We start from the raw sequence: 23881 nt of genomic DNA on the forward strand, positions 1-23881 counted from the left end.
CTACACCGTCCCGCCGAGCTTGTGCAGCACGGCGTCGAGCAGCCCGCCCGCGTCCAGCCCGACCCCGCCGGCCCGCAGGAAGACCGCGTTGAGCAACTGGTCGGTGGCCAGCTCCCGGGAGGCCCGGCGGCTGAGGAACTCCTCCAGCAGGTCGTCCACGCCCGCCAGCGCCTCCTCACCCAGGTGGGCGGCGACGATCTCGCGCAGCCGCCGCTCGTCCGGGTCGGGCAGGTCGAGCCGTACGCAGCGGCGCAGGAAGGCCGGGGGGAAGTCCCGTTCCCCGTTGCTGGTGATCACCACCACCGGGAACGCCGAGCAGCGCACCCGGCCGCGCACCACCGGCACCGGCTCCGCGTCCGGGTCGTCCGCCAGCACCTCGACGCGCTCCTGCTCGCGCGGGAGCCGGGCCAGCTCGGGGATCTCGAACTCGCCCTCCTCGAAGACCGCCAGCAGGTCGTTGGGGAGGTCGACGTCGCCCTTGTCCAACTCGTCCACCAGCAGCACCCGGGGGCGCTCGGCCGGCACCAGCGCGGTGCCCAGCGGACCCAGCCGGACGAACGAGCCGATGCCCGGGTCGCCGTCCGGCTCACCACGGTCGCGGCGCAGCGAGGTCTCCCGCAGCCGGCCGATGGCGTCGTACCGGTAGAGCGCGTCCTGGAGCGTGGAGCGGCTGTTCACCGGCCAGGTGAGCACCCGGCCCAGGTCCAGTTCGTGGGCGACGGCGTGGGCCAGCGACGACTTGCCGGTGCCGGGGTGGCCGGTGACCAGCAGCGGACGGCGCAGATGGAGCGCGGCGTTGACCACGTCCGCCTCGCCGGGCCCGATCAGGTACGGCCGGGCCGGCGGCGTCGCCCGGGCCGGGCCGAACCGGCGCCACGGCGGCGGCTCGGGGAACTCCACCCGGCGCACCCGGCCGTCCCCGGTGAACAGCCGCCAGTCGTCCCGCGCCATCAGCTCTCCTCCGTCATCGCCACCGGATCCGCCAGCCGCAGCTCGTCCGGCAGCGGCCGGTCCGGGTTCTCCCACACCAGCGCGGGCCGGGCCGGGCGGCCCGGGTCCGCGTACACGTCCACCCGGAAGTCGCGCACCCGTTCCGGCAGCGACTCCAGCGGTCCGGCCGGATCCACCTGGTCCAGCCGGGGCGCGTGCTGGAAGCCGTCGGCCGTGCGGTCCCACAGCACCACCGGAACGCCGAGGAAGAGGCAGACCTGGAGCATCAGCGCCCGCCCGGCGGCCGGCCCGTGGACCACGACCCGGCCGGTGGCCCGCCGTCCCGTCCGGTACAGCAGGTCCTTCAACGCCCTTGCGTCGCCCACCCGTTCGTCCACCACCAAGGGCTCCTCGGTACGGTTGCCGGCCCAGCGGCGGCGCAGGTCGGCCGGTCCGGTGGGGGAGCGGTGGCGCAGCTCCGGGCAGCGCAGCACCACCTGGAACTCGGCGCCGAGCGCACCCGGCGAGAAGAGCCCGGCCAGCGGATCGGAGGCGTCCGGCTCGCCCCACTCGTCCACCGGCAGCTCCAGCGCGTCGCGGTCCACCACCACCTCGACCAGCGGCGCGGAGGTGTCGTCGACGGCCGCCGCCTGGCGGATCAGCTCGGCGATCCGGGCCGGGCGCAGCGGCCGGTCGTCCCCGGTGGAGGCGCGCGACAAGGTGCCGTCCGGCCGCTCCCGCCACACCGTGCAGCGGAACTCCTCCGCCGCGTCGCCGGGCCGCCGGGCGAGGCGCACCACCGTGCGGTGGCCGCCCGCCGTCCGCCGGCCGGCCCAGGCCACCGCGTCCGCCCGCCGTTCGGCGAGCGCCGCCCGGTGGATCCCCAGCCGCCGCGCCACCTGCCGGGACCAGCCGCGCAACGCCTCCCGCTCGGTGCCGGGCAGCGCCGCCGCCACGTACTCGGCCACCTTGAGCAGCGCCGGGACGCGGGGGCTGCCGTCGGGCACCCGGGCGCCGTCCCCGAGCTGTTCGAGCGCGGCCACCGCGGCGGCCACCCGCCGCGGGCCCAGCCGGGCCGGACGCACCGGCTCCGGCAGCTCCGGATACTCCAGCGCGCCCCGGGCGGCGGCCGGCAGCAACGCCGGATCGCGCTCGGCGACCGGGTCCAACAGGGCCAGCAGGCGCCGGTGTTCGCCATAGGACAGCAGCCGGCTGCCGAGCGCCAGCGCGCCCAGGGTGTGCAGCGCGCGCACCGCGTCCCGGGCCCGTCCGCCCTCCGCCGCGGGCGCCAGCACCTCGGTGAGCGTCGGCAGCGCCCGCGGGTCCTCGGTGAGGACGGCGGCCAGCTCCTCGAAGCTCGGGGCGGTGCCGTCGTCCGGGGCCGACCGTCCGCACTGCCGGGCCAGCCGCCGTCCGGCGTCCGCGCGGGCCGCCGGATCCGGCAGCAACACCGCGAGCGGCCCCACCAGTTCGTGGCGTACCGCGCCGCGCTCCTCGGCCGGCCAGGCGTCCGGCGCGTCCGGCGGCAGCAGCGCCCCCGCCCCGCCCTCCGCCAGCTCCCGGCGCACCGCCTGCCACGGGATGGCCCAGCCGCGGCGGACCACGTGGTCGGCGGAGAACGGGGCGTCGGGAGGCGACAGCCGGGCCACCACCAGACCCACCACCGCGCGCTCGGCCGCCGACCACAGCGGGCCGCCGCTGTACCCCGGGCCGATCGCGGCGCCGGAGAGCGTGCCGTCGATGTACCCCACCCGCCCGTCGACGTCCTTGACGGTGACCTCCACGAGCGTGGCCGGGTGGCCGCCGCCGTGCCAGGCGCGGACCTCCTGCCCGGCGGCCATCACCTGCCACGCGGGCGGCGGCACCGGCAGCGGCTCGTCGAGTTCGAGCACCGCCAGGTCGCCGTGCCACTCCAGGGCCTCACCGGGCGGGCGGCGCGGCGGGATCCAGTGGGTGAGCCGGGCCGGACGGTCTCCTCCGGGGCCGGGCGGCACGCCGTCGGGTACGGCGCGGGACGCGGCGGGGCGCGGCGCGGTGGCGACCGCGGCCGTGCACGCGGCGGCCCTCACCGCCGCCGAGCCGGGGAAGGCCACCCGCAGCCGCACGCCGCCCGGGTGCCCGGTCTCCAACAGCCCTTTGCCGAGCGCGTCGTTGACCACGTGGGCACAGGTGAGCAGATGGCGGTCGGTCAGCAGGACGCCGCCGCCCGCCGCCACCCCGTCCCGGGCGCGCAGCACCGAGGCGAACGCGGCCCGGACCGGTTCCGCCGCCCCCGTACCCTCCCCGGCGTAGCCGAACCAGCGCATCTCACTCCGACTGCGGCTCGATCTGCCAGGTCGCCGAGACGGTCATGCTGGCCTGCCCGGCCGCGCCGACGATGCCGAGCTTGAGGTCCTGTCCGATCTGCACGCCGAACTGCACGGTGATCTCGCTCGGCGGGTCCGCGGTGGCCGTCACCGAGTCGTGGACCTGCTGGAGCAGCGGTCCCAGCGGGGTCAGCGCCCGCCGCAGCGCGTCGGAGGCGAACGCCGCCACTCCCGCCGACCCGTGCCCCACCGGCGCCGAACCCGCGATCCCGGCGGGCAGATCGGGGGTCACCGGCGGCTCGCCGACCGGGGCGAGTTCGAGCCGTACTGCGGTGTCCGGGGCGAGGTGGATCTCGGCGTACTGCGGCACGCCCCCATTGTGCCGGGCACGCCCGGCGCGGACCGGGTGTTTTCCGCCATCCACGACGGGTTTTCGGCCGCGCCCGGGCCGGCCGGGCAACCTCCGTCCGCAATGCGGTGGTTCGTCGCCCCGCACCCCTCGGGCGACGGTCGCACGGCGTGACCGCACGGTGACCGCCATGGGCAGCGGGGCCCCGGGCGGATAGGGTCCGATCGGCGCGACACGTCCATGGGGAGTGCAAGATGGCAGTAAATCGCGAGCGGGTCCCGGCGGACGCCCCGGCCCGGCGGCCCGCTGACGTGCTGATCGCGGCCGACAAGTTCAAGGGGTCGCTCACCGCCGTGGAGGTGGCCGACCACGTGGCGGCCGGGCTGCGTCGCGTCGTGCCCGGGCTGCGGGTGGAGTCGCTGCCGGTGGCCGACGGCGGGGACGGAACGGTGGACGCGGCGGTCGCCGCCGGCTTCCAGCGCCGTACCGCCCGGGTGACCGGCCCGCTGGGCGAACCGGTCACCGCCGGGTACGCGCTGCGCGGGCGGACCGCGGTGGTGGAGATGGCCGAGGCGTCCGGGCTGCGGCTGCTGCCCCAAGGCGTCTTCGCACCGCTGACCGCGAGCACCTACGGCACCGGTGAGCTGCTGCGGGCGGTGCTGGACGCCGGGGCGCGCACCATCGTGCTGGGGGTCGGCGGCAGCGCCACCACCGACGGCGGGGCGGGGATGCTCACCGCACTCGGCGCCCGGCTGTTGGACGCCGGCGGCGACCCGGTGGCCCCCGGCGGCGCCGCGCTGGCCGCCCTCGCCACGGCCGACTTCGGCGGGCTCGACCCGCGGCTCGCCGAGACCACCGTCGTCCTCGCCAGCGACGTCGACAACCCGCTGCGCGGACCCAAGGGCGCCCCCGCGGTCTACGGCCCGCAGAAGGGCGCCACCCCGGCCGACGTGGCGACGCTCGACGTCGCCCTCGGTAGTTACGTCCACGTGCTCGGCGCCGCCCTCGGCCCGGCCGCCGCCGAGGCCGCCGAGTCGCCCGGCGCCGGTGCGGCCGGGGGCATCGGGTACGGCGCCATGGTCGGGCTGGGCGCCGTCTTCCGCCCCGGGGTGGAGGTGATGTTCGAGCTGCTGGGGTTCGCCGACGCGCTCGCCCGCGCCGACTTCGTGATCACCGGCGAGGGCTCGCTGGACGAGCAGACCCTGCACGGCAAGGCCCCCGCCGGGGTCGCCCAGGCCGCCCGGGCCCGCGGGGTCGACGTCGTCGCCGTCTGCGGCCGGCTCGCCCTGCCCCCGGCCGCGCTCACCGCCGCCGGGATCTCGCGCGCCTACCCCCTCACCGACCTCGAACCCGACCCCGTCCGCTGCATCGCCGAGGCCGCCCCCCTGCTCTCCCGCACGGCGGAACGCATCGCGCGGGACTTCCTGGCCGGCTGACCGGGACGCGAAACGGCGGGCGGGGCGGAGCCGAACGCTCCGCCCCGCCCGCCGTCGTAATCCGGCGCGCTCGGCGTCTCAGGGGACCTCGACCTCGGGGACGTGCTCGGCCGCCGCCCGCGCCTCCCGGCGGTTGCCGCGGATGGCGTTGACCCGGCGGCAGGTGGCGAAGAGCGGAATGACCGCGGCCATGACCACCTGGAGCGCGGCACCGGCCTGGAGGAGCAGCTGGGCACCGGGGGAGCCGGCCGCCCAGGCCGCCAGGCACCCCATCGAGATGAAGATCCACAACAGCGTGGCCACCGCGAGCCGCCCCCGCGGCTTGGGGTACTCCACCCGGCTGACCATCATCCACGCCACCCCGACGATGATCGCCAGGGTCGGCAGGAACGGCAGCTGGAGCAGGACCGCGGAGACCACGGTGAGCGCCCCCATCGGCGAGGGCATGCCCTGGAAGATGCCGTCCCGCACCGTGGTGCAGGAGAATCTCGCCAGCCGTAGCACCACCGCGAGCACCACCACGATCGCGGCCACCGCCGACACGTGCTGATGGCCGTCGTCGGCGACCATGCCCCACACGATCACGAAGTAGGCCGGGGCGAGCCCGAAGCTGATCAGGTCGGAGAGGTTGTCCAGCTCCGCCCCCATCGCCGAGCTGCGCAGCTTGCGCGCCACCAGGCCGTCGAACAGGTCGAAGACCGAGGCGAGCAGCATCAGCATCACGGCGGTGGCGGCGCTGTGCCGGGCCATCCCGCCGTCGCTGTTGCCCATCAGGTGCGGGACGAGGATGTCGGTGGTGGTGAAGTACACCGCCATGAACCCGCAGGTGGCGTTGCCGAGCGTGAGCGTGTCCGCTATCGACAGCCGGGTCGACAGCGGCATGTCCCCGTCGTCGTCCTCGTCGATCTCCGGGACCCAGGAACCGGCCGGGGGAGCCCCCACCGGGTAGGGGGAGTCGGGATCAATCACGGTCAAGGCGAGTCACCCCAGCCTGTGTGGCCTGGCCCACCTCGACGGCGGCCTCGATCCCCTCCGGCAGGTAGACGTCGACCCGCGAGCCGAACCGGATCAGCCCGATCCGCTCACCCTGCGCGATCTTGGTGCCACTGGCGATGTACGGCACGATCCGCCGCGCCACCGCGCCCGCGATCTGCACCACCTCTATGTCGCCGAGCTCGGTGTCGAAGTGCCAGACGACCCGCTCGTTGTGCTCGCTCTCCTTGTTGAACGCCGGAACGAACCCGCCGGGCAGATGTTCGACGGAGGTCACCGTGCCGGCCAGCGGGGCGCGGTTGACATGGACGTTCAGCGGGCTCATGAAGATGGCGACGCGGGTGCGTCCGTCCTTCCACGGCATGATGCTCTGTACCACGCCGTCGGCGGGGGACAGAACGCGACCGTGAGCGATCTCACGCTCCGGGTCGCGGAAGAACCACAGCATGCTCGCCGCGAGGGCGGTGGTCGGGACGGCCGCAGCCGCCCAGCGCCCGGAGCGCCGGGCGCGGGACAGACTGACCGCTGCGGCGGCGACGGTCGGGAGGAGCCACGGCGACGCTCCACGCGCGAGGCGTACCCGGCCGCGTTGTGCAGAGGATGGGCTGTGGGGCATGGATGACCTTCGTAGCGGAGGGTGCCGCAAGGAAAAATGGGGACGGCGGCATTCCCGATGGTATCGGTTGCGGCCAGCAACTCGGCAAGCTCAAGGGCGAGTCGATGGCCGAAGACCGATGGCTGGATGTGATCTTCTTCGCGGATAAATCACCCATGGGTGGACATTTATCCCTGGATTCGGTACTCCTCCAGCAAACGCCTGCCGATGATCATTTTCTGAATCTCGGCGGTGCCTTCACCGATCAGCAGCATCGGTGCCTCCCGGTACAGCCGCTCGATCTCGTACTCCTTGGAGAAGCCGTAACCGCCGTGGATGCGGAACGAGTCCTCCACCACCTCCTTACAGAACTCCGCGGCCAGGTACTTGGCCATCCCCGCTTCCAGGTCGTTGCGCTGCCCGGAATCCTTCTTCCGGGCAGCGTTGATCATCATCTGGTGGGCCGCCTCCACCTTGGTGGCCATCTCGGCGAGCTTGAACTGGATCGCCTGGTGGCCGGCGATCGCCTTGCCGAAGGTGTGCCGCTGCTGGGCGTAGGCGATCCCCAGCTCGAAGGCGCGCCGGGCCACCCCGCAGCCCCGGGCGGCCACGTTGACCCGGCCCACCTCGACGCCGTCCATCATCTGGTAGAAGCCGCGCCCGGTGGCCCCGCCCAGCACCCGGTCGGCCGGGACGCGCACGTCCTCCAGGACCAACTCGGTGGTGTCGACGCCCTTGTACCCCATCTTGTCGATCTTCCCCGGCACGGTGAGCCCCGGCACCTTGGGGTTGGGCCCGAAGCCGGGCTCCTTCTCGATGAGGAAGGTCGTCATCGACTTGTGCGGCGCGGTGCCCTCGGGGTGGCCCTCGTCGGTACGGCACAACACCGCCACCAGGTTGGCCGACCCGCCGTTGGTCAGCCACATCTTCTGGCCGTTGAGCAGGTAGCCGTCACCGTCCCGCACACCCTTGGTGCGGATCGCCGACACGTCCGAGCCGAGCCCCGGCTCCGACATCGAGAAGGCGCCCCGGATGTCACCGGTCGCCATCTTCGGCAGGAAATACGCCTTCTGCTCGTCGGTACCGTGCTGCTTGAGCATGTACGCCACGATGAAATGCGTATTGATGATGCCCGAGACGCTCATCCAGCCACGGGCGATCTCCTCCACGCACAGCGCGTAGGTGAGCAGGGATTCCCCGAGGCCGCCGTACTCCTCGGGGATCATCAGCCCGAAGACGCCCAGTTCCTTCAGGCCCTCGACGATCCGCGTGGGGTACTCGTCGCGGTGTTCCAGCCCGCCCGCGACCGGCAGGATCTCCTTGTCCACGAAGTCCCGCACCGTGGACAGGATCTCTTGCTGGACCTCGGTCAGACCCTCGGTCTGCTGCAGGCGGCTCATCTACTCGTTCTCCTGAAGCTCCGGGCGGCCGGGCTGCTCGCCGCCGCGGTCCTTGACGTACGTCGCGGTGGGCACCATCACCTTGCGGCGGAAGACGCACACCAGCGTCCCGTCCTGCTTGTACCCCTTGGTCTCCACGTAGACGATGCCGCGGTCGTTCTTCGACCGCGACTCCCACTTGTCCAGCACCGTGGTCTCGCCGTAGATCGTGTCCCCGTGGAACGTCGGCGCCACGTGCCGCAGCGACTCGATCTCCAGGTTGGCGATGGCCTTGCCGGACACGTCCGGCACCGACATGCCGAGCAGCAGCGAGTAGACGTAGTTGCCCACCACCACGTTGCGCCCGAAGTCGGTCGTGTGCTCCGCGTAGTTGGCGTCCATATGGAGCGGGTGGTGGTTCATGGTGAGCAGACAGAAGAGGTGGTCGTCGTACTCCGTGACCGTCTTGCCCGGCCAGTGCCGGTAGACGTCACCGACGGTGAACTCCTCGTAAGTGCGCCCGAACTGCATGGCGACTCAGACCTCCAACCTGTTCGCGCGGCCGATCTCGTCCACGATGCGGCCGATCATCTCGGTGATCCCGAAGTCCTTCGGGGTGAAGACGGCGGCGACCCCGGCGTCCAGCAGTGCCCGGGCGTCCGCGCTCGGGATGATGCCACCGACGATCACCGGTATGTCACCCATCTCGGCCGCCCGCAGCCGCCGCAGCACCTCGGGGACCAGCTCCAGATGGGACCCGGACAGGATCGACAGCCCCACGCAGTGCACGTCCTCGGCCACCGCCGCCGCCACGATCTGCTCCGGGGTGAGCCGGATGCCCTGGTAGACCACCTCGAAGCCGGCGTCCCTGGCCCGCACCGCGATCTGCTCGGCGCCGTTGGAGTGGCCGTCCAGCCCCGGCTTGCCGACCAGCAGCCGCAGCTTGCCGACGCCCAGGCGTTCGGCGGTGCGGGCCACCTTCGCCCGCACCTCGGCCAGCGGCCCCGCCGCCTCGGCCGGCACCGCCACCGGCGCCCCGCCCACCCCGGTCGGCGCCCGGTACTCGCCGAACACCTCGCGCAGCGCGAACGCCCACTCCCCGGTGGTCACCCCGGCCCGGGCGCACTCCACGGTGGGCTCCATCAGGTTGGCGTCGGTGGCCGCCGCCGCCTTCAGCGCCTCCAACGCGGTCTTGGCACGCGGCTCGTCCCGTTCCCGCCGCCACCCCTGGAGCGCCTCGACGACCCGGGCCTCGGTGGCCGGATCCACGCTCTGCACCGCGGTGTCCAGATCGGCGGTGAGCGGGTTGGGCTCGGTGGCCTCGAAGCAGTTGACCCCGACCACCTTCTCCTCGCCGGACTCGATCCGGGCCCGGCGTGCCGCGTGCGAGGCGACCAGCTGCGACTTCAGATACCCCGACTCCACCGCGGCGACCGCCCCGCCCATCTCCTGGACGCGCCCGATCTCGGCGGTGGCGGCCTCGGCGATCTCCGTCACCTTGGCCTCGACCACCTCGCTGCCGCGGAAGAGGTCGTCGTACTCCAGCAGGTCGCTCTCGTGCGCCAGCACCTGCTGGATGCGCAGGGACCACTGCTGGTCCCAGGGGCGCGGCAGACCCAGCGCCTCGTTCCACGCGGGCAGCTGCACGGCACGCGCGCGGGCGTCCTTGCCCAAGGTGACGGCCAGCATCTCCAGCACGATGCGCTGGACGTTGTTCTCCGGCTGCGCCTCGGTCAGCCCGAGGGAGTTGACCTGCACCCCGTAGCGGAAGCGGCGCTGCCGGGGGTCCTCGACGCCGTACCGCTCACGGGTGATGGTGTCCCACAGCCGGGCGAACGCCCGCATCTTGCACATCTCCTCGACGAACCGGACCCCGGCGTTGACGAAGAACGAGATCCGGCCCACCACGTCGCCGAAGCGCTCCGGCGGCACCTGGCCGCCGTCCCGCACCGCGTCCAGCACGGCGATCGCGGTGCACAGCGCGTAGGCGACCTCCTGCACCGGCGTCGCCCCGGCCTCCTGCAGGTGGTAGCTGCAGATGTTGATCGGGTTCCACTTCGGGATCCGCTCGACGGTGTAGGCGATCATGTCGGTGGTCAGCCGCAGCGACGGACCGGGCGGGAAGACATGGGTGCCGCGGGAGAGGTACTCCTTGATGATGTCGTTCTGCGTGGTGCCCTGCAACGCCGCGATGTCGGCGCCCTGTTCCTCGGCGACCACCTGGTAGAGGGCGAGCAGCCACATCGCGGTGGCGTTGATGGTCATCGAGGTGTTCATCCGGTCCAGCGGGATGCCCCGGAACAGGGTGCGCATATCACCCAGGTGCGAGACCGGGACCCCGACCCGGCCGACCTCGCCGCGGGCGAGGACGTGGTCGGGGTCGTAGCCGGTCTGCGTCGGCAGGTCGAACGCCACCGAGAGCCCGGTCTGCCCCTTGGCCAGGTTGCGCCGGTACAACGCGTTGGACTCCTCGGCCGAGGAGTGCCCCGCGTAGGTGCGCATCAGCCACGGGCGATCCTTCTGACGCACCGTCATCACAGGTTCCGGAAGCGGTTGATGGCGTCGATGTGCTTGGCGCGTGTCTCGTGGTCGCGGACGCCCATGCCTTCTTCGGGGGCGAGGCACAGGACGCCGACCTTGCCCTGGTGGACGTTGCGGTGGACGTCGTGGGCGGCCTGGCCGGTGTCTTCCAGGCGGTAGGTCCTGGAGAGGGTGGGGTGGATCTTGCCCTTGGCGATGAGGCGGTTGGCTTCCCAGGCTTCGCGGTAGTTGGCGAAGTGGGAGCCGATGATGCGCTTGAGGGACATCCACAGGTAGCGGTTGTCGTATTCGTGGTTGTAGCCGGAGGTGGAGGCGCAGGTGACGATGGTGCCGCCCTTGCGGGTGACGTAGACCGAGGCGCCGAAGGTCTCGCGGCCGGGGTGTTCGAAGACGATGTCGACGTCCTCGCCGCCGGTCAGTTCGCGGATGCGCTTGCCGAAGCGCTTCCACTCCCTGGGGTCCTGGGTGTGTTCGTCCTTCCAGAAACGGTAGTCCTCGGCGGTGCGGTCGATGACGGCTTCGGCGCCCATGGCGCGGCAGATGTCGGCCTTGGCGGGGGAGGAGACCACGCAGATGGGGGTGGCGCCGCCGGCCAGGGCGAACTGGGTGGCGTAGGAGCCCAGGCCGCCGCTGGCGCCCCAGATCAGGACGTTGTCGCCCTGCTTCATGGCGGCGCCGTTGCGGGAGACCAGCTGGCGGTAGGCGGTGGAGTTGACCAGGCCGGGGGCGGCGGCCTCCTCCCAGGTCAGATGCTTCGGCTTGGGCATCAGCTGGTTGGACTTCACCAGCGCGATCTCGGCCAGACCGCCGAAGTTGGTCTCGAACCCCCAGATCCGCTGCTCGGGGTCGAGCATCGTGTCGTCATGCCCGTCGGCCGACTCCAGCTCCACCGACAGACAGTGCGCCACCACCTCGTCCCCGGGTTTCCAGGCGTTCACCCCGGGACCGGTACGCAGCACCACCCCGGCCAGATCGGAACCGATGACGTGGTAGGGCAGGTCGTGGCGCTTGGTCAGCTCCGACAGCCTGCCGTAGCGCTCCAGGAAGGAGAAGGTGGACACCGGCTCGAAGATCGAGGTCCACACCGAGTTGTAGTTGACGGAGCTGGCCATGACGGCCACCAGGGCCTCGCCCGGGCCGAGTTCGGGCACCGGCACCTCGTCGAGGTGGAGCGACTTGCGCGGGTCCTTGTCGCGGGTGGACAACCCGGCGAACATCTCCGTCTCGTCCTTGTGCACGGTGACCGCGCGGTACGACTCCGGCAGCGGCAGGGCGGCGAAGGCGGCGCTGTCGACCGAACCGTTTGATTCCGTCGACGCCGTGATCGCGTCGAGAATGTCCTTCATTGGGGGCCTCCGGCGAAGCGTCACGAGACGCTTGAGGGAACGCTGGGGTCATGGGGTTGCCGTCGGTTCGGCGGTACTGCGGCCCGTGGCGGTCGCACGGGTGGTGCACGGCGCGCGGTGGCGCGGAAAGCCTGGTGACGCAGGCACGCCCGGGCTTGAGGGACACGGCGGCACACGGCGCTGACGTCGGGGCCGCCCGCCCGGACAGCCATTACGTTATGGCACGCGGTGTCACTCGTAAAGTCACTGCGTGCCAACATTTTGCGTCACTCGTCACACCGGCCGGTGACGGGCGTTCCCGAGCACCGCGAAACGGGCGGACCGGGGCACGCGAAACGGCCGCACCCGGTGCGGATGCGGCCGTACGGAAAGCGGTAAGTGCCCTGGCCGGGGCAGGGGTTGGGGTCAGCCGGGCCGGGCCGGGGTCACCCGGCGTGGAGGGCGGGGTCAGCCGGCGCGGAGCACCTTTTCGATGGCCCGCATCAGCTCGGCGGGCGAGGCGTCGGTGCGGGCCACCGCGACGACCACCTCGCTGTCGCTGTCGCTGGCGCCGGGGGGCGCGAAGGGCGCGGGGACCCGTCGCGCGGCCTCCTCGCGCACGCCGCGGCCCATGCCCATCCCGGTGCCGAAGGTCTCCCGGATCACGTCGAAGGCGTGGTTGAGCTGGGCCTCCACGTCCCCCTTGCCGTCGGCGCGCAGCCAGCGCCGCAGGACGTGGTTGTGGGCGGCCACCACGGCGGAGGCGGCCACCTCGGCCAGCAGCGGGTCGTCGTCCCCGTCCCGGTGCGCGGACTCGTCGAAATGGCCCAGCAGATAACGGGTGAAGAGCCGGTCGTAACGGGCCACCGAGGCGATCTCGTGCTCCCGCAGCGCCGGCACCTCACGGGTGAGCTTGTAGCGCTCCACCGACACCTCGGGCGACTCCGCGTACATCCGCAGCACCTCGGTGATACCGCGGCACACGGTGTCCAGCGGGTGCTCGGCCGGGTCCGCGCTGTCCAGCACGGCCTGCACCCGTACCAGGGTGTCGTCGTGATCGGGGAAGATCGCCTCTTCCTTGGAGCGGAAATGGCGGAAGAAGGTCCGCCGGGCCACCCCCGCCGCGGCGGCGATCTCGTCAACCGTGGTCGCCTCGTACCCCTTTGTACTGAAAAGGCGCATCGCGGCGGTCGCGAGTTCCTGGCGCACGCGGTGCCGCTGTGCGGTGGTACGGGGGGTGCTGCGCGGCTGGGACATGGTGGGAACGTACTGCATTTCGCCGCCCCGTGCGGCGGGACCCCCCGTGGCCGGGGCCCGTACCCGGGACCGTGACAGCCCCGGGAAGACCCCGGCCCACCCCCGGTGCTCCTCAGGCCCTGGCATATTCGCGGAAGCCCCGGCCGGTCTTACGGCCGAGGCACCCCGCGGAGACCAGGTTCTCCAGCAGCGGGGCGGGAGCCAGCCCCGGGTCGCGGAATTCGCGGTGCAGCACTTGCTCGATGGCCAGCGAGACGTCCAGCCCCACCACGTCGAGGAGTTCGAACGGGCCCATCGGGTAGCCGCCGCCGAGCTTCATCGCGGTGTCGATGTCCTCGACGGTGGCGTAGTTCTCCTGCACCATCTTCACCGCGTTGTTCAGATACGGGAAGAGCAGCGCGTTGACGATGAAACCGGCCCGGTCGCCGCAGTCCACCGGGTGCTTGCCGATCACCCGGCACACCTCGTGCACGGTGGCCCGCACCTCGGGCGCGGTGAGCACGGTACGCACCACCTCGACCAGCTTCATGGCCGGCGCCGGGTTGAAGAAGTGCATCCCGATCACGTCCTGCGGGCGCGTGGTGGCCGCCGCGATCTCCACCACCGGCAGCGACGAGGTGGTGGTCGCCAGCACCGCGCCGGGGCGGCACACCTTGTCCAACGTGGCGAACAGCTCCCTCTTCACCCCGATCTCCTCGGCGATCGCCTCCACCGCGAGGTCCACCGGGGCGAAGGCGTCCAGCGTGCCGGACGGGGTGATCCGGGCCAGCGCGGCGTCCCGCTGCTCGGCGGTGATCCGGCCCTTGTCCGCCGCCCGCCCCAGCGACTTGGCGATCCGGGCCACCGCCGCCTCCGCCTTGGCCGCGCCGCGTGCCGCCAGCACCACCTCGTACCCGGCCTTGGCGAAGACCTCCGCGATGCCGCAGGCCATGGTGCCCGAACCGGCCACGCCCACGGTGCGCACCGCACGGCCGCCGTCCGTCGCCGTGCCCAGGGCCGGGGTCTCGGCGTCGGCCACCACGACCTGGCTGCCCGGCGCCTGGTAGGTGTAGAAGCCACGGCCGGCCTTGCGCCCGGTGAGCCCGGCCGCCGCCAGATGGCCGAGGATGGGCGCGGGGGCGTGCAGCCGGTCGTGCGAGGCGGCGTACATCGCCTCCAGCACGGTGCGCGCGGTGTCGATGCCGACCAGGTCGAGCAGGGCCAACGGGCCCATCGGCAGCCCGCAGCCGAGCCGCATCGCCGCGTCGATGTCCTCCCGGGTGGCGTACCGCGACTCGTACATCGCCGCCGCCTGGTTGAGGTAGCCGAAGAGCAGCCCGTCCGCGATGAAACCGGGGCGGTCGCCCACCGGCACCGGCTCCTTGCCCAACTCCCGCACGAGCGCGGTGACCGAGGCGGTGGCCTCCGGCGAGGTGAGCACCGTGGAGACCACCTCGACCAGCTTCATCGCCTGGGCCGGAGCGAAGAAGTGCAGGCCGATCACCCGCTCCGGATGGTGGGTGGCGGCGGCCAGCCGGGTCACCGACAAGGCGTTGGTGCCGGTGGCCAGAATCGTGCGGGCGTCCACGATCTCGTCGAGCGCGGTGAAGACCTCACGCTTGAGTTCGTAGTCCTCCGGCACCACCTCGATCACCAGGTCGGCGCCGGCCGCCGCGGACAGCTCCCGGTAGGTGCGCAGCCGGGCCAGGACGGCGTCCCGCCCGGCGGGGTCGAGCCGGCCGCGCTCCACGGCCCGCCCGGTGGAGCGTTCGAGCGCGGCCACGGCCGCGGTGGCCGCCCGTTCGCTCACGTCGATGCCGACGACCTCGTGCCCGGCCCTGGCCAGCACCTCGGCGATGCCGGAACCCATGGTGCCGAGCCCCACCACGGCCACGGTGCGCGGCACGGCGGGGGAGGGGAGGGGAGAAGGGGTGGACGGACGGTCCATCGCGGAACTCCAGGGGGTGTGCCCCGGACACCGGGGCGTGACGACTGAAGGGGTGGCCGCGGGCGCGCCCGGCGGACACGCCCGTGGGCGGAGGAGTTGCGTCAGGGCACCGGAGGGCACGGACGTGCCCGCCGGTGTGGTCGCGACCCTGTCCCGGGGCCGCCTACCGCGATGCCGAACCGACGGATGCCACTTGGCTGATGTGGTCGCGGCCGTCCCAACCCCCGTGCGACGCACGGGCGTTGCGATGCCGTGGTACCTGGTGCCGCGCCGTTGCGGCGGTGCCGGACGGAACGCTCCCGCCCGGCGGTCGCGCACGGCCGCTGCGTCACCAGGCCGCCGTGCGCCGGGTGCCGTACGACCGCGGTCGGCGGCGGACGAGCACCCGCGGCCGAGAGTACTCGGCGGTAACCGCGACCGCCAGAGCCGTGCGCAGGTGATTTGCGTCGCGTTCAGATGAGCGCCTGGTTTTCGGTCATCCGGTCCCGGTCCCGGCCCCGGCGCGGCCCGCCGTCACGGCAACGAGAGCTGGACGGGTCCCGGGCCGGCCTGCGCCGGACGGGCCCGCGGCGCGGTACGGCGGGCGGGACCGCCGAAGAGGGCGAGGGGGCCGGGGCGTGTGGCGTCCGGCCCGGTCTGCCCTCGGCGGGCGGCGGGCGCGGTGCCGCCGATCTCCAGGTTGTCCCAGCGCATGATGGCTCCTTGGTCGCCGGTACCCCCTCGGCTCCAAAATAGAACACTTGAGCGATTTTTGTTCGAGGGGGCCGGGCGCGCGGGACGGGTGGCGCCGGTGAGCGGGGCGCCGACCGGCGGTCACCCCCGATTTGGGCGGTCGCGCTCGCGGTGGTTGGCTTGCCGCGGGTCGTCCCGGCTCGGCTCCGGGACCCCGTAGCCCCTGACCCAGGAGAACACCGGAGGACGGACAGATGGCGCAGGTAGAGGCGACCACCGAGCGGATCGTCGCGGCCACCCCCGAGGCGGCGTTCGGCACTCTCGCCGATTACGCCCACGCCCGGCGGGAGCTGCTGCCGGAGCAGTTCAGCGAGTACGAGGTCCGGGAGGGCGGCGCGGGCGCCGGCACCCTGGTGCACTGGAAGCTCCAGGCCACCAGCAAGCGCATCCGCGACTGCCTGTTCGAGGTGAGCGAACCCACCCCGGGCCAGCTCGTCGAACGCGACCGCAACTCCACCATGGTCACCACCTGGACCGTCACCCCGGCCGGCGAGGGCAAGGCCAAGATCGCCGTCCGCACCACCTGGACCGGCGCCGGCGGCATCGGCGGCTTCTTCGAGCGCCTCTTCGCCCCCAAGGGCCTCAACCGCATTCACGACGCCGTCCTCGCCAACCTGGCCGAGCGCCTGACCAAGTGAGCGTCGCTGCCCGTTGAACCTCTCGCGGTGCGGGTCGGTTCCGACGCCGGGGGCTCGGTGGGCGTGCCCTCGGGCGTGGGGAGGCGGGGCGGGGGCCGACGCCGGGGGCGGGGCGTCGCGGGTGGTGGGCGAAGGGTTCGGTGGGGGCGGCGGCTTCCGGGGCCGACGCGCGACGTTCACCGGTTCGGGTGGTTTCCGTCGGGTGGCGGGTGTGCGCCCGGCGTGCGTCGCCCACCGCGAAAGCCGCTGATGAAGCCCCAAGTTCCCCGGTTTACCGGGGAGTTGGACGCCCTTTGTCACCCCGGACGATGAAACGTCTCGGTTGCTCATCCTTGTCGCGTAATGCGAGAAATGGCCCGCGTACGACGGCGAGGGGAGCAGCAGCACATGGGCGGAACCGCACTGGCCGGCCTGCCCGAGCCGGCCGGGGGATCGCCGGAGGACCGGCCACGGCCGACGGCCGCACCGGGCCCGCGGCGACCCGGCGCCCTCGTCGAGCCGCCGGCCACCCCGGCGGCACCCCCGCGAAGCGCCACCGCGCCCGACACCACACCCGCGCACCCCGCGGACCCGCCCACCGCCCTCGAACACCCCACCGCCCCGCCCCTGCTCGCCCCCCGCGAGAGCGCGAACGGGCCGGACGAGGAGGACGGCCGCGGCGGACCGGACCGCCCGGGCGACCGCGCCGACCACCACACCCCCGACACCCCGGCGAACACCCGGCCGCGGACGGCAGCCGCCCCGCTCAGCGACCGACGCGTGCACCTGGTCTTCGCCGGGCTGATGCTCGCCCTGCTGCTCGCGGCGCTGGAACAGACCATCGTGGTGACCGCCCTGCCCAAGATCGTCGGCGATCTGCACGGGCTCGGCCGGATGTCCTGGGCGCTCACCGCGTACCTGCTGGCCTCCACGATCGTGCTGCCGGTCTACGGCCGGCTCGGTGACCTGTTCGGCCGCAAACCCGTCTTCCAGTTCGCCATCCTCGCCTTCGTGGCCGGATCCGCGCTGGCCGGCTGGTCGCACACCATGGACCAGCTGATCGCCTTCCGCGCCGTCCAGGGCGTCGGCGGCGGCGGACTGGTGGTCGGCGTGCAGGCGATCATGGCCGACATCCTGCCGCCCCGCCGCCGCGGGCGTTACCTCGGTCTGATCCACGCCGACGCCGGCCTGGCCGCGGTCGCCGGACCACTGCTCGGCGGAGTCCTCACCGACCACCTCTCCTGGCGCTGGTGCTTCTACCTCGACGTCCCCCTCGGCCTGATCACCTTCGCCGTCGTCACCGCCGTGCTGCGCCTGCCACGCCCCACCACGCGCCCCCGGCCGGACGTGCCGGGCGCGCTGCTGCTGTCCGTGGCGTCGACCAGCGTGGTGCTGCTGACCAGTTGGGGCGGCACCCGGTACCCGTGGCACTCCCGGATCGTGATCGCTCTCGCCGCCGCGGCGGCCGGCTCGCTCCTGCTCTTCCTCGTCGCCGAACGGTTCGCGGCCCAACCGCTCATGCCACCGCGGCTGTTCCGGAACGGCGTCTTCGTCGTCTCGGCCATCGTGGCCGCCGTCACCGGGGTGGCGCTGTGGGGCACCGCCGGCTACCTGCCGGGCTTTCTCCAGATGGTCGACGGGGCGTCGGCCACCGGCTCCGGGCTGCTGATGCTGCCGATGAAGGGCGGCCTGATGGTCGCCTCGATCGCGTCGGGCCTGCTCGTCAGCCGCACCGGACGCTACAAGGTCCACCCGGTGCTCGGCTGCGCCCTCGCCGCGACCGGGCTGTGGCTGCTGTCCGGGTTCGGCACCGGCACCGCCCGCCCGGTCTACAGCGCCTGGCTGATCGTCTTCGGCCTCGGCGTCGGACTCACCCTGCCGGTGCTGGTGCTCGCCGTGCAGAACGCGGTCGACCCCGTCGACCTCGGCGCGGCCACCTCGGCTCTCGACTACTTCCGGCACATCGGCGGATCGGTCGGCGCCGCCGTCATCGGCGCCCTCTTCACCCACCGGCTCGCCGCCCGCCTCGCCGCCGGACCGCCCGCCACCGACGCGCCGCCGCCCGACCCGGACTCCCTCACCCCGCGGCTGGTGCACGCCATACCGCCCGCGCTGCGCACCGCGTACGTGCACGCCTACGCCACCGCGATGCCGCGCATCTTCCTCTACCTCGTGCCCGTTGTCGTCGTCGGCCTGCTGGCCGCCTTCCTCCTGAAGGAGAAACCCCTGCTGATGCAAGCCCAGCCCCTCATCCCGGAGGCACGGAACGGCGGCGCGGGCGTGCCCGTCTGCGGCACGGTCCAGCACTCCGACGGCACGATCGTGGCCCGCGCCGCCCTCACCCTCATCGACTCCGCCGGCCGCCAGATCGGCCGGGGCGCCACCGGCGACGACGGCCGCTACGCGCTGAGCACCCCGGGCAACGGCTCCTTCGTGCTGATCGCCGCCGCCGGCGGGCACCAGCCCCAGGCGGTCACCGTCACGGTCGGCGAACGCCCGGTGGAACTCGACATCGTCCTCGGCGGCGCCGGACGCCTCGCCGGTGCCGTCCTCACCGCGGACGGCACCCCGGTGCGGGAGGCCGTGGTCACCCTCACCGACGTCCGCGGCGAAGTGGTCGCCACCACCCGGACCGGGCCGGACGGCTGCTACGTCCTCACCGACCTGGTGGCCGGCGAATACACCCTGGCGGCGAGCGCCCCCGCCTACCGCCCGGCCGCCCTCCCGGTCTCCGTCCAGGCGGCCCGCGAGACCCGGCAGGACGTCGAACTGGCCGGCGGCGCCGTGCTGCGCGGCGTGGTCCGCGCCTCCGGCGGCCGTCCCGTCGAGGAGGCCCGCGTCACGCTGCTGGACGCGGCCGGCAACGTGGTGGACACCGTCACCACCGGGGCCGACGGCGTCTTCCGCTTCGTCGACCTCGCGGCCGGCTCCTACACCGTGATCGCCTCCGGCTACCCCCCGGTGGCCACCGTCCTCCAGGTGGCGGGCGGCGGACGCACCGAACGGGACCTGCAACTCGGCCACGAGGACTGAACCGCGCGCCCCGGCCGGCCCCCGCCGTCCGGCCGGGCCCACCGCGCCGACCCGCGGCCCACCACCGACGGTGTCGCTCAGCTGCCGTGCGGACCCGGGCGGCACGGCGTACCGCGCGGCAACCGGTAGCGCGCCCCGATGCGGTACGTACCCGCGCCCCGCGCCCGCAGCCGGGTCCACTCGCCGTCCTGCTCCAGACAGCCCCGGCCGCCCAGCACCTCCAGCCACGGCGACCACGCCACCCGCACCAGCACCGGCCCGGCCGCCGGGACGTCCACCGACAACTCGCCGGCCCCGGCCCGGACCACCTTGGACGGCGCCGCCGCCATCGGCACCGGATCGGTGAGCCGGAACACCCGCCAGTGGTCGTCCCGCCACACCTGCCGCAGCCACGGCTGCCCCTGCTCCACCAGGTGAGCCTCGGCCACCGAGGCGTTGTCCAACTCGGTGTCGGGCAGCACCACGTAGCCGACCGCCCAGCGGCGCAGCCAGTCGTGGTAGGCGCCGGCGGTCAGCCCGTCCTGGTAGAACAACGGGTTGCGCTCCACGTCCGCCTGGCGGTTCCAGCCCCGGGCCAGGTTCACGTACGGCGCCAGCCCCGCCGCCTCCCAGTGGGTGCGCGCCGGGACCACCTCCACCCGGCCGCGGTCGGCGCCGAGCCGGTCCAACTCGGCCACCAGCGGCCGGGCGTACGACGGCCAGCCGTTCGCCGGCCGGGTGGCGATCAGGTCCTGCACCGGCTTGACGACCTGCCAGACCGCCGCCACCGCGAACGCCAGGCAGAGCGCGACCAACCGCCGGGTGCCGCCCGCCCGTCCCGGCTCGGCCACCGCGGCGAGCAGCAGCGCCCCGCCGAACAGCAGCGCCAGCCGCGACACGTTGCTGCCCACCGGCGACGGGATCGCCAGCGTCAGCACGACCCCGACCACGTAGACCAGCGCACCGGTGCGCACCGGACGCCACGACCTCGGCGCCCACAGCGCCAGCGGCCCGGCCACCAGCACCGGCAGCAGCGCCCCGCCCACCGAGAACGGCTGCACCCCGTAGAAGGGGAAGAACACCGTGGTGGCGGCCACCACCAGCACCGGCCCGGCGGCCATCACACACCCGGCCCTCCGGCGCCCGGTGAGGAACATCGCCGCGGCCACCACTTCCACGAAGAGACCGGCCACCGGGCTGCACAGCGTGGCCAGCGCACCGAGCACCGCCGCCGCGCCCCCGCGCACCATCCGGTTGCCCCACGACTCGTACCCCGCCACCGTGGCCGCGAGGGCGAACATCACCCCGATCGCGAACGTCACCCGGCCCGAGGCCGAATCGCACCACAGCGCGAACGCCCCCCACAACGCGGACGGCAACGGCCGCCGCACCCCGGCCCGCACCAGCAGCCGCGCGAAGAGCCCGGCGGAGAGCGTTCCGGCGATCACCGCGGTGGTGCGCACCCCGAGCGCGGCCATCAGATAGGGCGTGAGCACGCTGTACGACGCCGGGTGCATGCCGCCGTACCAGGACAGGTTGTAGGCCGAGTCCGGGTTGCGGTCGGCGAACGCCGTCCACGCGTACTGGGCCGCCAGGTCCCCGCCCTCGTTGGCCAGGAAGACCGCCCACAGCACGTGCAGGGCGCCGGCCAGCAGCAGGGCGGCCACGACCGGGTCGCGCAGCCATCGCACGGCGGGGCGGCGGAACAGGAGTACGGCACGGGGAGCCGGTTCGAGCGTACTCATGGTGATTGCTCCCCGTGTTTCCCAGATGCCGTGCGCAGGACGGGACGCTAACACGTGGTGCACGGTGTGACGCCGTGCGGGTGGTGTGCGCGGGCGTGCGCTGGATTCCCGCTTTGTGCCTCGCGGTGACGCCCCCGCGTCGTACCGTGGTTGCGGCGTCGCAGATCTTGCCCCGGGCCTGGCCCGGTCGGCAGGCGGCCCGACAGTGGAAGGAGCCCCGCGCACCATGGACGCAAACGTGCCGCCCGAACCCTCCGCCGCGGTCTCCGGACGGATTCCGCTGGCCGTGGTCGTCGTGGACGGCGACGGGCTGGTCTCCCACTGGAGCAGCGGTGCCCGCCGGCTGCTCGGGGTGAGCCGGGAGGAGGCCGTCGGCAGCCCGGTCCTCGATCTGCTGCCGGTCGGCGGGGCCTTCCGCGACGAGCCGGACGCGCCCGGTGACGCCGACGACCTCGACGCCGGGCCGGTGCTGGAGACGTCGATCGGCGCCCGCGCGCCCTACCCCACGGCGGGCCGCGCCCACCTCTCCGACGCGCGGTGCGGACCGGTGGACGTCCTGTGGTGGGCCTACCCGCTCGTCGGCCCCGGGCCGGAACGGACCCTGCTGCTGATCACCGACACCGCCCGGGTGCCGGTCGGGGAGGCCGGGGACGGGCTGCGGGAGCGGGTCTACCCCGGCTTCGCCCACCACACCGAGTTCCCCGACGCCGACGAGCTCTCCCGCCGGCTGCCCGACATCCTCCCCAACATGGGCCCGGCCGGCAGCGCCCGGATCGTCTCCCAGGTGCTGGAACTGGGCTACCCGGTGCTGGAGATCAGCCACCACGACCGGGTCCCCGTCACCCCCGACTGGGGTGTGCCCCGCTACCTCCTGCGACGCGGCCGTCCCCAAGGGACCCGGCGGACGGACGCCGCCCGCCCGCAGCCGCACGTGCCCCCGCCCGCCGGGCCGGACGCCCCGGACCTGGAGTACGCGGCGGTCCGGGAACGCCTGGAGTTCCTCAACGAGGTCTCCGGACGCATCGGCACCTCCCTCGACCTGGAACGCACCATCCGCGAGGTGACCAGCGCGGCGGTGCCCCGGTTCGCCGACTTCGCCGGCACCCACCTGCGCGCCCAGGTGCTCGCCGGCGAGGGGTTCCCGGACGGCCCGCCGGACGTCACCACCGTCTGGCACCGCGTCTGGGTCGACCACAACGACGAACCCGGACGCTGGGACGACACCGTGCCGGTGGGCGAGGCCATCGCCTTCCCCGAACACACCCCGTTCTTCCAGTGCATGGTCACCGGCGAACCGGTGCTCATCCCGCGCATCAGCGACGAACTGGGTGACCGCATCTCGGCCCAGTTCGAGAAACGGGACCTGCGTCCGCTGATCAACGGGCGCTCCATCCTCGTGGTGCCGCTCAAGGCGCGCAACGTGGTGCTCGGCTTCATGGTGCTGCTGCGCCGCGGCGACCGGGAGCCCTTCAACGACATGGACCGCACCACCGGCGCCGAACTCGCCGCCCGCGCCGGGCTGGTGCTCGACAACGCCCGGATGTACACCTACCAGGAGAACGTCGCCGAGACGCTCCAGGACCGGATGCTGCCGCGCATCAGCCCGCGCATGCCCGGCTGCGACGTGGCCACCCGCTACCTGCCCGGCACCCGCCTGGGCAGGGTGGGCGGCGACTGGTTCGACACGATCCGGCTGCCCGGCTCCCGGGTGGCGCTGGTGGTCGGCGACGTGATGGGCCACGGGCTCAACTCGGCGGCGATGATGGGCCAGTTGCGCACCGCCGTGCAGACCATGGCCTCGCTCGACCTCCCGCCCGCCCAGCTCCTGCGCAACCTCGACGACCTGGCGCAGCGGCTCGGCGACACCTACCTGGCGACGTGCCTGTACGCGGTCTACGACCCGATCGGCTCGGAGCTGCTGCTGGCCAACGCCGGGCACATCCCGCCGGTGCTGGTCCGCGCCGAGGACGGCTGCAGCGAGCTGCTGACCCTGCCGACCGGGGCGCCGATAGGGGTCGGCGGGGTGCCGTTCGAAACGGTGGCGGTGCCGGTGGCGCCGGGAGACCGGCTGCTGCTGTGCACCGACGGGCTGGTCGAGGTGCGCGGCCAGGACATCGGGGTGGGCCTCGCCGCGCTGTGCGAGAGCGCCGCGCACCCGGCGGCCTCGATGGACGACGCCTGCGACGCGATCGTGCGCGCCCTGAACCCGGTCGGCGGACGCAAGGACGACGTGGCGCTGCTGATGGCCCGGCTCAACGGCATCCCGCCCTCCGACGTGGCCGCCTGGCGGCTGGAGCCCCGGCCCGAGGAGGCCGCCCGCGCCCGCTCGCTGACCCGCCGGACGCTGTGCGGCTGGGGGCTCGACGAGGCGATCGACACCGCCGAACTGCTGGTCGGCGAGGTGGTGGCCAACGCCGTGCGGCACGCGGACACCAGCCAGGTGGAGCTGCGTCTGGTGCGCGCCGACAGGCTGCTGTGCGAGGTGACCGACGACGACCACACGCTGCCGACGCTGTTGAGCTGCGGCACGGCCGACGAGTACGGACGCGGTCTGCGTGTGGTCGACAGACTGGCCCACAAGTGGGGTACGAGCCGGCGGGGCCGGGGCAAGACCGTCTGGTTCGAGCAGCCGTTGCCGCGCGCTTCCCGTGGCTGACCCGGCGGCTCCGGCAGGCAGGTTGGGCGGTCCCGGATCGAACACCTGGCAAATGATTGAATGAGGTACTTGTCGAGCTCC

17 protein-coding genes are annotated in these 23881 nt (G+C 73.4%); 4 read left to right on the plus strand and 13 right to left on the minus strand.

Going from position 1 to position 23881, the window contains the following annotated elements:
• Genes SCATT_RS22920 through SCATT_RS39040 form a run of 3 tightly spaced genes read right to left on the minus strand, consistent with a single transcriptional unit; the run spans nucleotide 1 to nucleotide 3606 of the window.
• On the minus strand, nucleotides 1-951 hold the full coding sequence (locus tag SCATT_RS22920) for an AAA family ATPase (RefSeq protein ID WP_014145554.1): 951 nt from the start codon (nucleotides 949-951) through the stop codon (nucleotides 1-3).
• Nucleotides 951-3236, minus strand: a complete 2286-nt coding sequence (locus tag SCATT_RS22925) for a VMAP-C domain-containing protein (protein WP_014145555.1) — start codon at nucleotides 3234-3236, stop codon at nucleotides 951-953. The genes SCATT_RS22920 and SCATT_RS22925 overlap by 1 nt, the downstream gene beginning before the upstream one ends.
• 1 nt (nucleotide 3237) lies before the next feature.
• Entirely contained in the window at nucleotides 3238-3606 is a 369-nt protein-coding gene (locus SCATT_RS39040; RefSeq protein ID WP_014145556.1) for a CU044_2847 family protein, read from the minus strand.
• Between the two features lie 233 nt (nucleotides 3607-3839).
• On the opposite strand from SCATT_RS39040, the gene SCATT_RS22935 reads away from it, so the two are divergent.
• On the plus strand, nucleotides 3840-5021 hold the full coding sequence (locus SCATT_RS22935; protein WP_014145557.1) for a glycerate kinase: 1182 nt from the start codon (nucleotides 3840-3842) through the stop codon (nucleotides 5019-5021).
• Between the two features lie 78 nt (nucleotides 5022-5099).
• On the opposite strand, the gene pssA is transcribed toward SCATT_RS22935, so the two are convergent.
• The 9 genes from pssA to SCATT_RS22980 all read right to left on the minus strand — a co-directional run bounded on the left by pssA (nucleotide 5100) and on the right by SCATT_RS22980 (nucleotide 15731).
• Nucleotides 5100-5996: a CDP-diacylglycerol--serine O-phosphatidyltransferase gene (gene pssA, locus SCATT_RS22940; protein ID WP_014145558.1), complete on the minus strand. Its 897-nt coding sequence runs from the start codon at nucleotides 5994-5996 to the stop codon at nucleotides 5100-5102.
• A complete protein-coding gene (locus tag SCATT_RS22945) occupies nucleotides 5983-6630 on the minus strand; it encodes a phosphatidylserine decarboxylase (protein ID WP_014145559.1) in 648 nt (215 codons plus the stop codon). Before SCATT_RS22945 ends, pssA begins: the two co-directional genes overlap by 14 nt.
• Before the next feature lie 167 nt (nucleotides 6631-6797).
• Nucleotides 6798-8009, minus strand: coding sequence for an acyl-CoA dehydrogenase family protein (locus SCATT_RS22950; RefSeq protein ID WP_014145560.1), 1212 nt, complete (start codon nucleotides 8007-8009; stop codon nucleotides 6798-6800).
• On the minus strand, nucleotides 8010-8519 hold the full coding sequence (locus tag SCATT_RS22955) for a MaoC family dehydratase (protein WP_014145561.1): 510 nt from the start codon (nucleotides 8517-8519) through the stop codon (nucleotides 8010-8012).
• A gap of 6 nt (nucleotides 8520-8525) precedes the next feature.
• Nucleotides 8526-10523: a protein meaA gene (locus tag SCATT_RS22960; protein ID WP_014145562.1), complete on the minus strand. Its 1998-nt coding sequence runs from the start codon at nucleotides 10521-10523 to the stop codon at nucleotides 8526-8528.
• Nucleotides 10523-11875 carry a crotonyl-CoA carboxylase/reductase gene (gene ccrA, locus SCATT_RS22965; RefSeq protein WP_014145563.1) on the minus strand — a complete coding sequence of 451 codons (1353 nt, stop codon included), beginning with the start codon at nucleotides 11873-11875 and terminating at the stop codon, nucleotides 10523-10525. Before ccrA ends, SCATT_RS22960 begins: the two co-directional genes overlap by 1 nt.
• A 447-nt stretch (nucleotides 11876-12322) precedes the next feature.
• On the minus strand, nucleotides 12323-13129 hold the full coding sequence (locus SCATT_RS22970; protein ID WP_014628552.1) for a TetR family transcriptional regulator: 807 nt from the start codon (nucleotides 13127-13129) through the stop codon (nucleotides 12323-12325).
• 94 nt (nucleotides 13130-13223) lie between these two features.
• The gene (locus SCATT_RS22975) at nucleotides 13224-15038 is read right to left on the minus strand and encodes a 3-hydroxyacyl-CoA dehydrogenase family protein (RefSeq protein ID WP_014628553.1); all 1815 of its coding nucleotides are present in this window, start codon (nucleotides 15036-15038) and stop codon (nucleotides 13224-13226) included.
• Between the two features lie 513 nt (nucleotides 15039-15551).
• Nucleotides 15552-15731, minus strand: coding sequence for a hypothetical protein (locus tag SCATT_RS22980; RefSeq protein WP_014145566.1), 180 nt, complete (start codon nucleotides 15729-15731; stop codon nucleotides 15552-15554).
• 233 nt (nucleotides 15732-15964) lie between these two features.
• Here SCATT_RS22980 and SCATT_RS22985 point away from each other — a divergent pair, with 233 nt between their 5' ends.
• Together SCATT_RS22985 and SCATT_RS22990 are read left to right on the plus strand one after the other, a co-directional pair.
• Nucleotides 15965-16408, plus strand: a complete 444-nt coding sequence (locus SCATT_RS22985; protein WP_014145567.1) for an SRPBCC family protein — start codon at nucleotides 15965-15967, stop codon at nucleotides 16406-16408.
• Between the two features lie 387 nt (nucleotides 16409-16795).
• Nucleotides 16796-19420, plus strand: a complete 2625-nt coding sequence (locus SCATT_RS22990) for an MFS transporter (RefSeq protein ID WP_014145568.1) — start codon at nucleotides 16796-16798, stop codon at nucleotides 19418-19420.
• Nucleotides 19421-19497: 77 nt separating this feature from the next.
• Here the strand turns inward: SCATT_RS22990 and SCATT_RS22995 are convergent, their stop codons facing one another.
• Complete coding sequence (locus SCATT_RS22995) at nucleotides 19498-21144, minus strand: hypothetical protein (protein WP_014145569.1); 1647 nt, start codon at nucleotides 21142-21144, stop codon at nucleotides 19498-19500.
• Nucleotides 21145-21370: 226 nt separating this feature from the next.
• Here SCATT_RS22995 and SCATT_RS23000 point away from each other — a divergent pair, with 226 nt between their 5' ends.
• Nucleotides 21371-23800 (plus strand): ATP-binding SpoIIE family protein phosphatase, encoded by a 2430-nt coding sequence (locus SCATT_RS23000; protein WP_014145570.1) that lies wholly within the window; start codon nucleotides 21371-21373, stop codon nucleotides 23798-23800.
• Nucleotides 23801-23881: the final 81 nt, after the last annotated feature.

It is taken from the genome of Streptantibioticus cattleyicolor NRRL 8057 = DSM 46488, assembly GCF_000240165.1.
GTDB classification, from domain to species: Bacteria; Actinomycetota; Actinomycetes; order Streptomycetales; family Streptomycetaceae; genus Streptantibioticus; species Streptantibioticus cattleyicolor.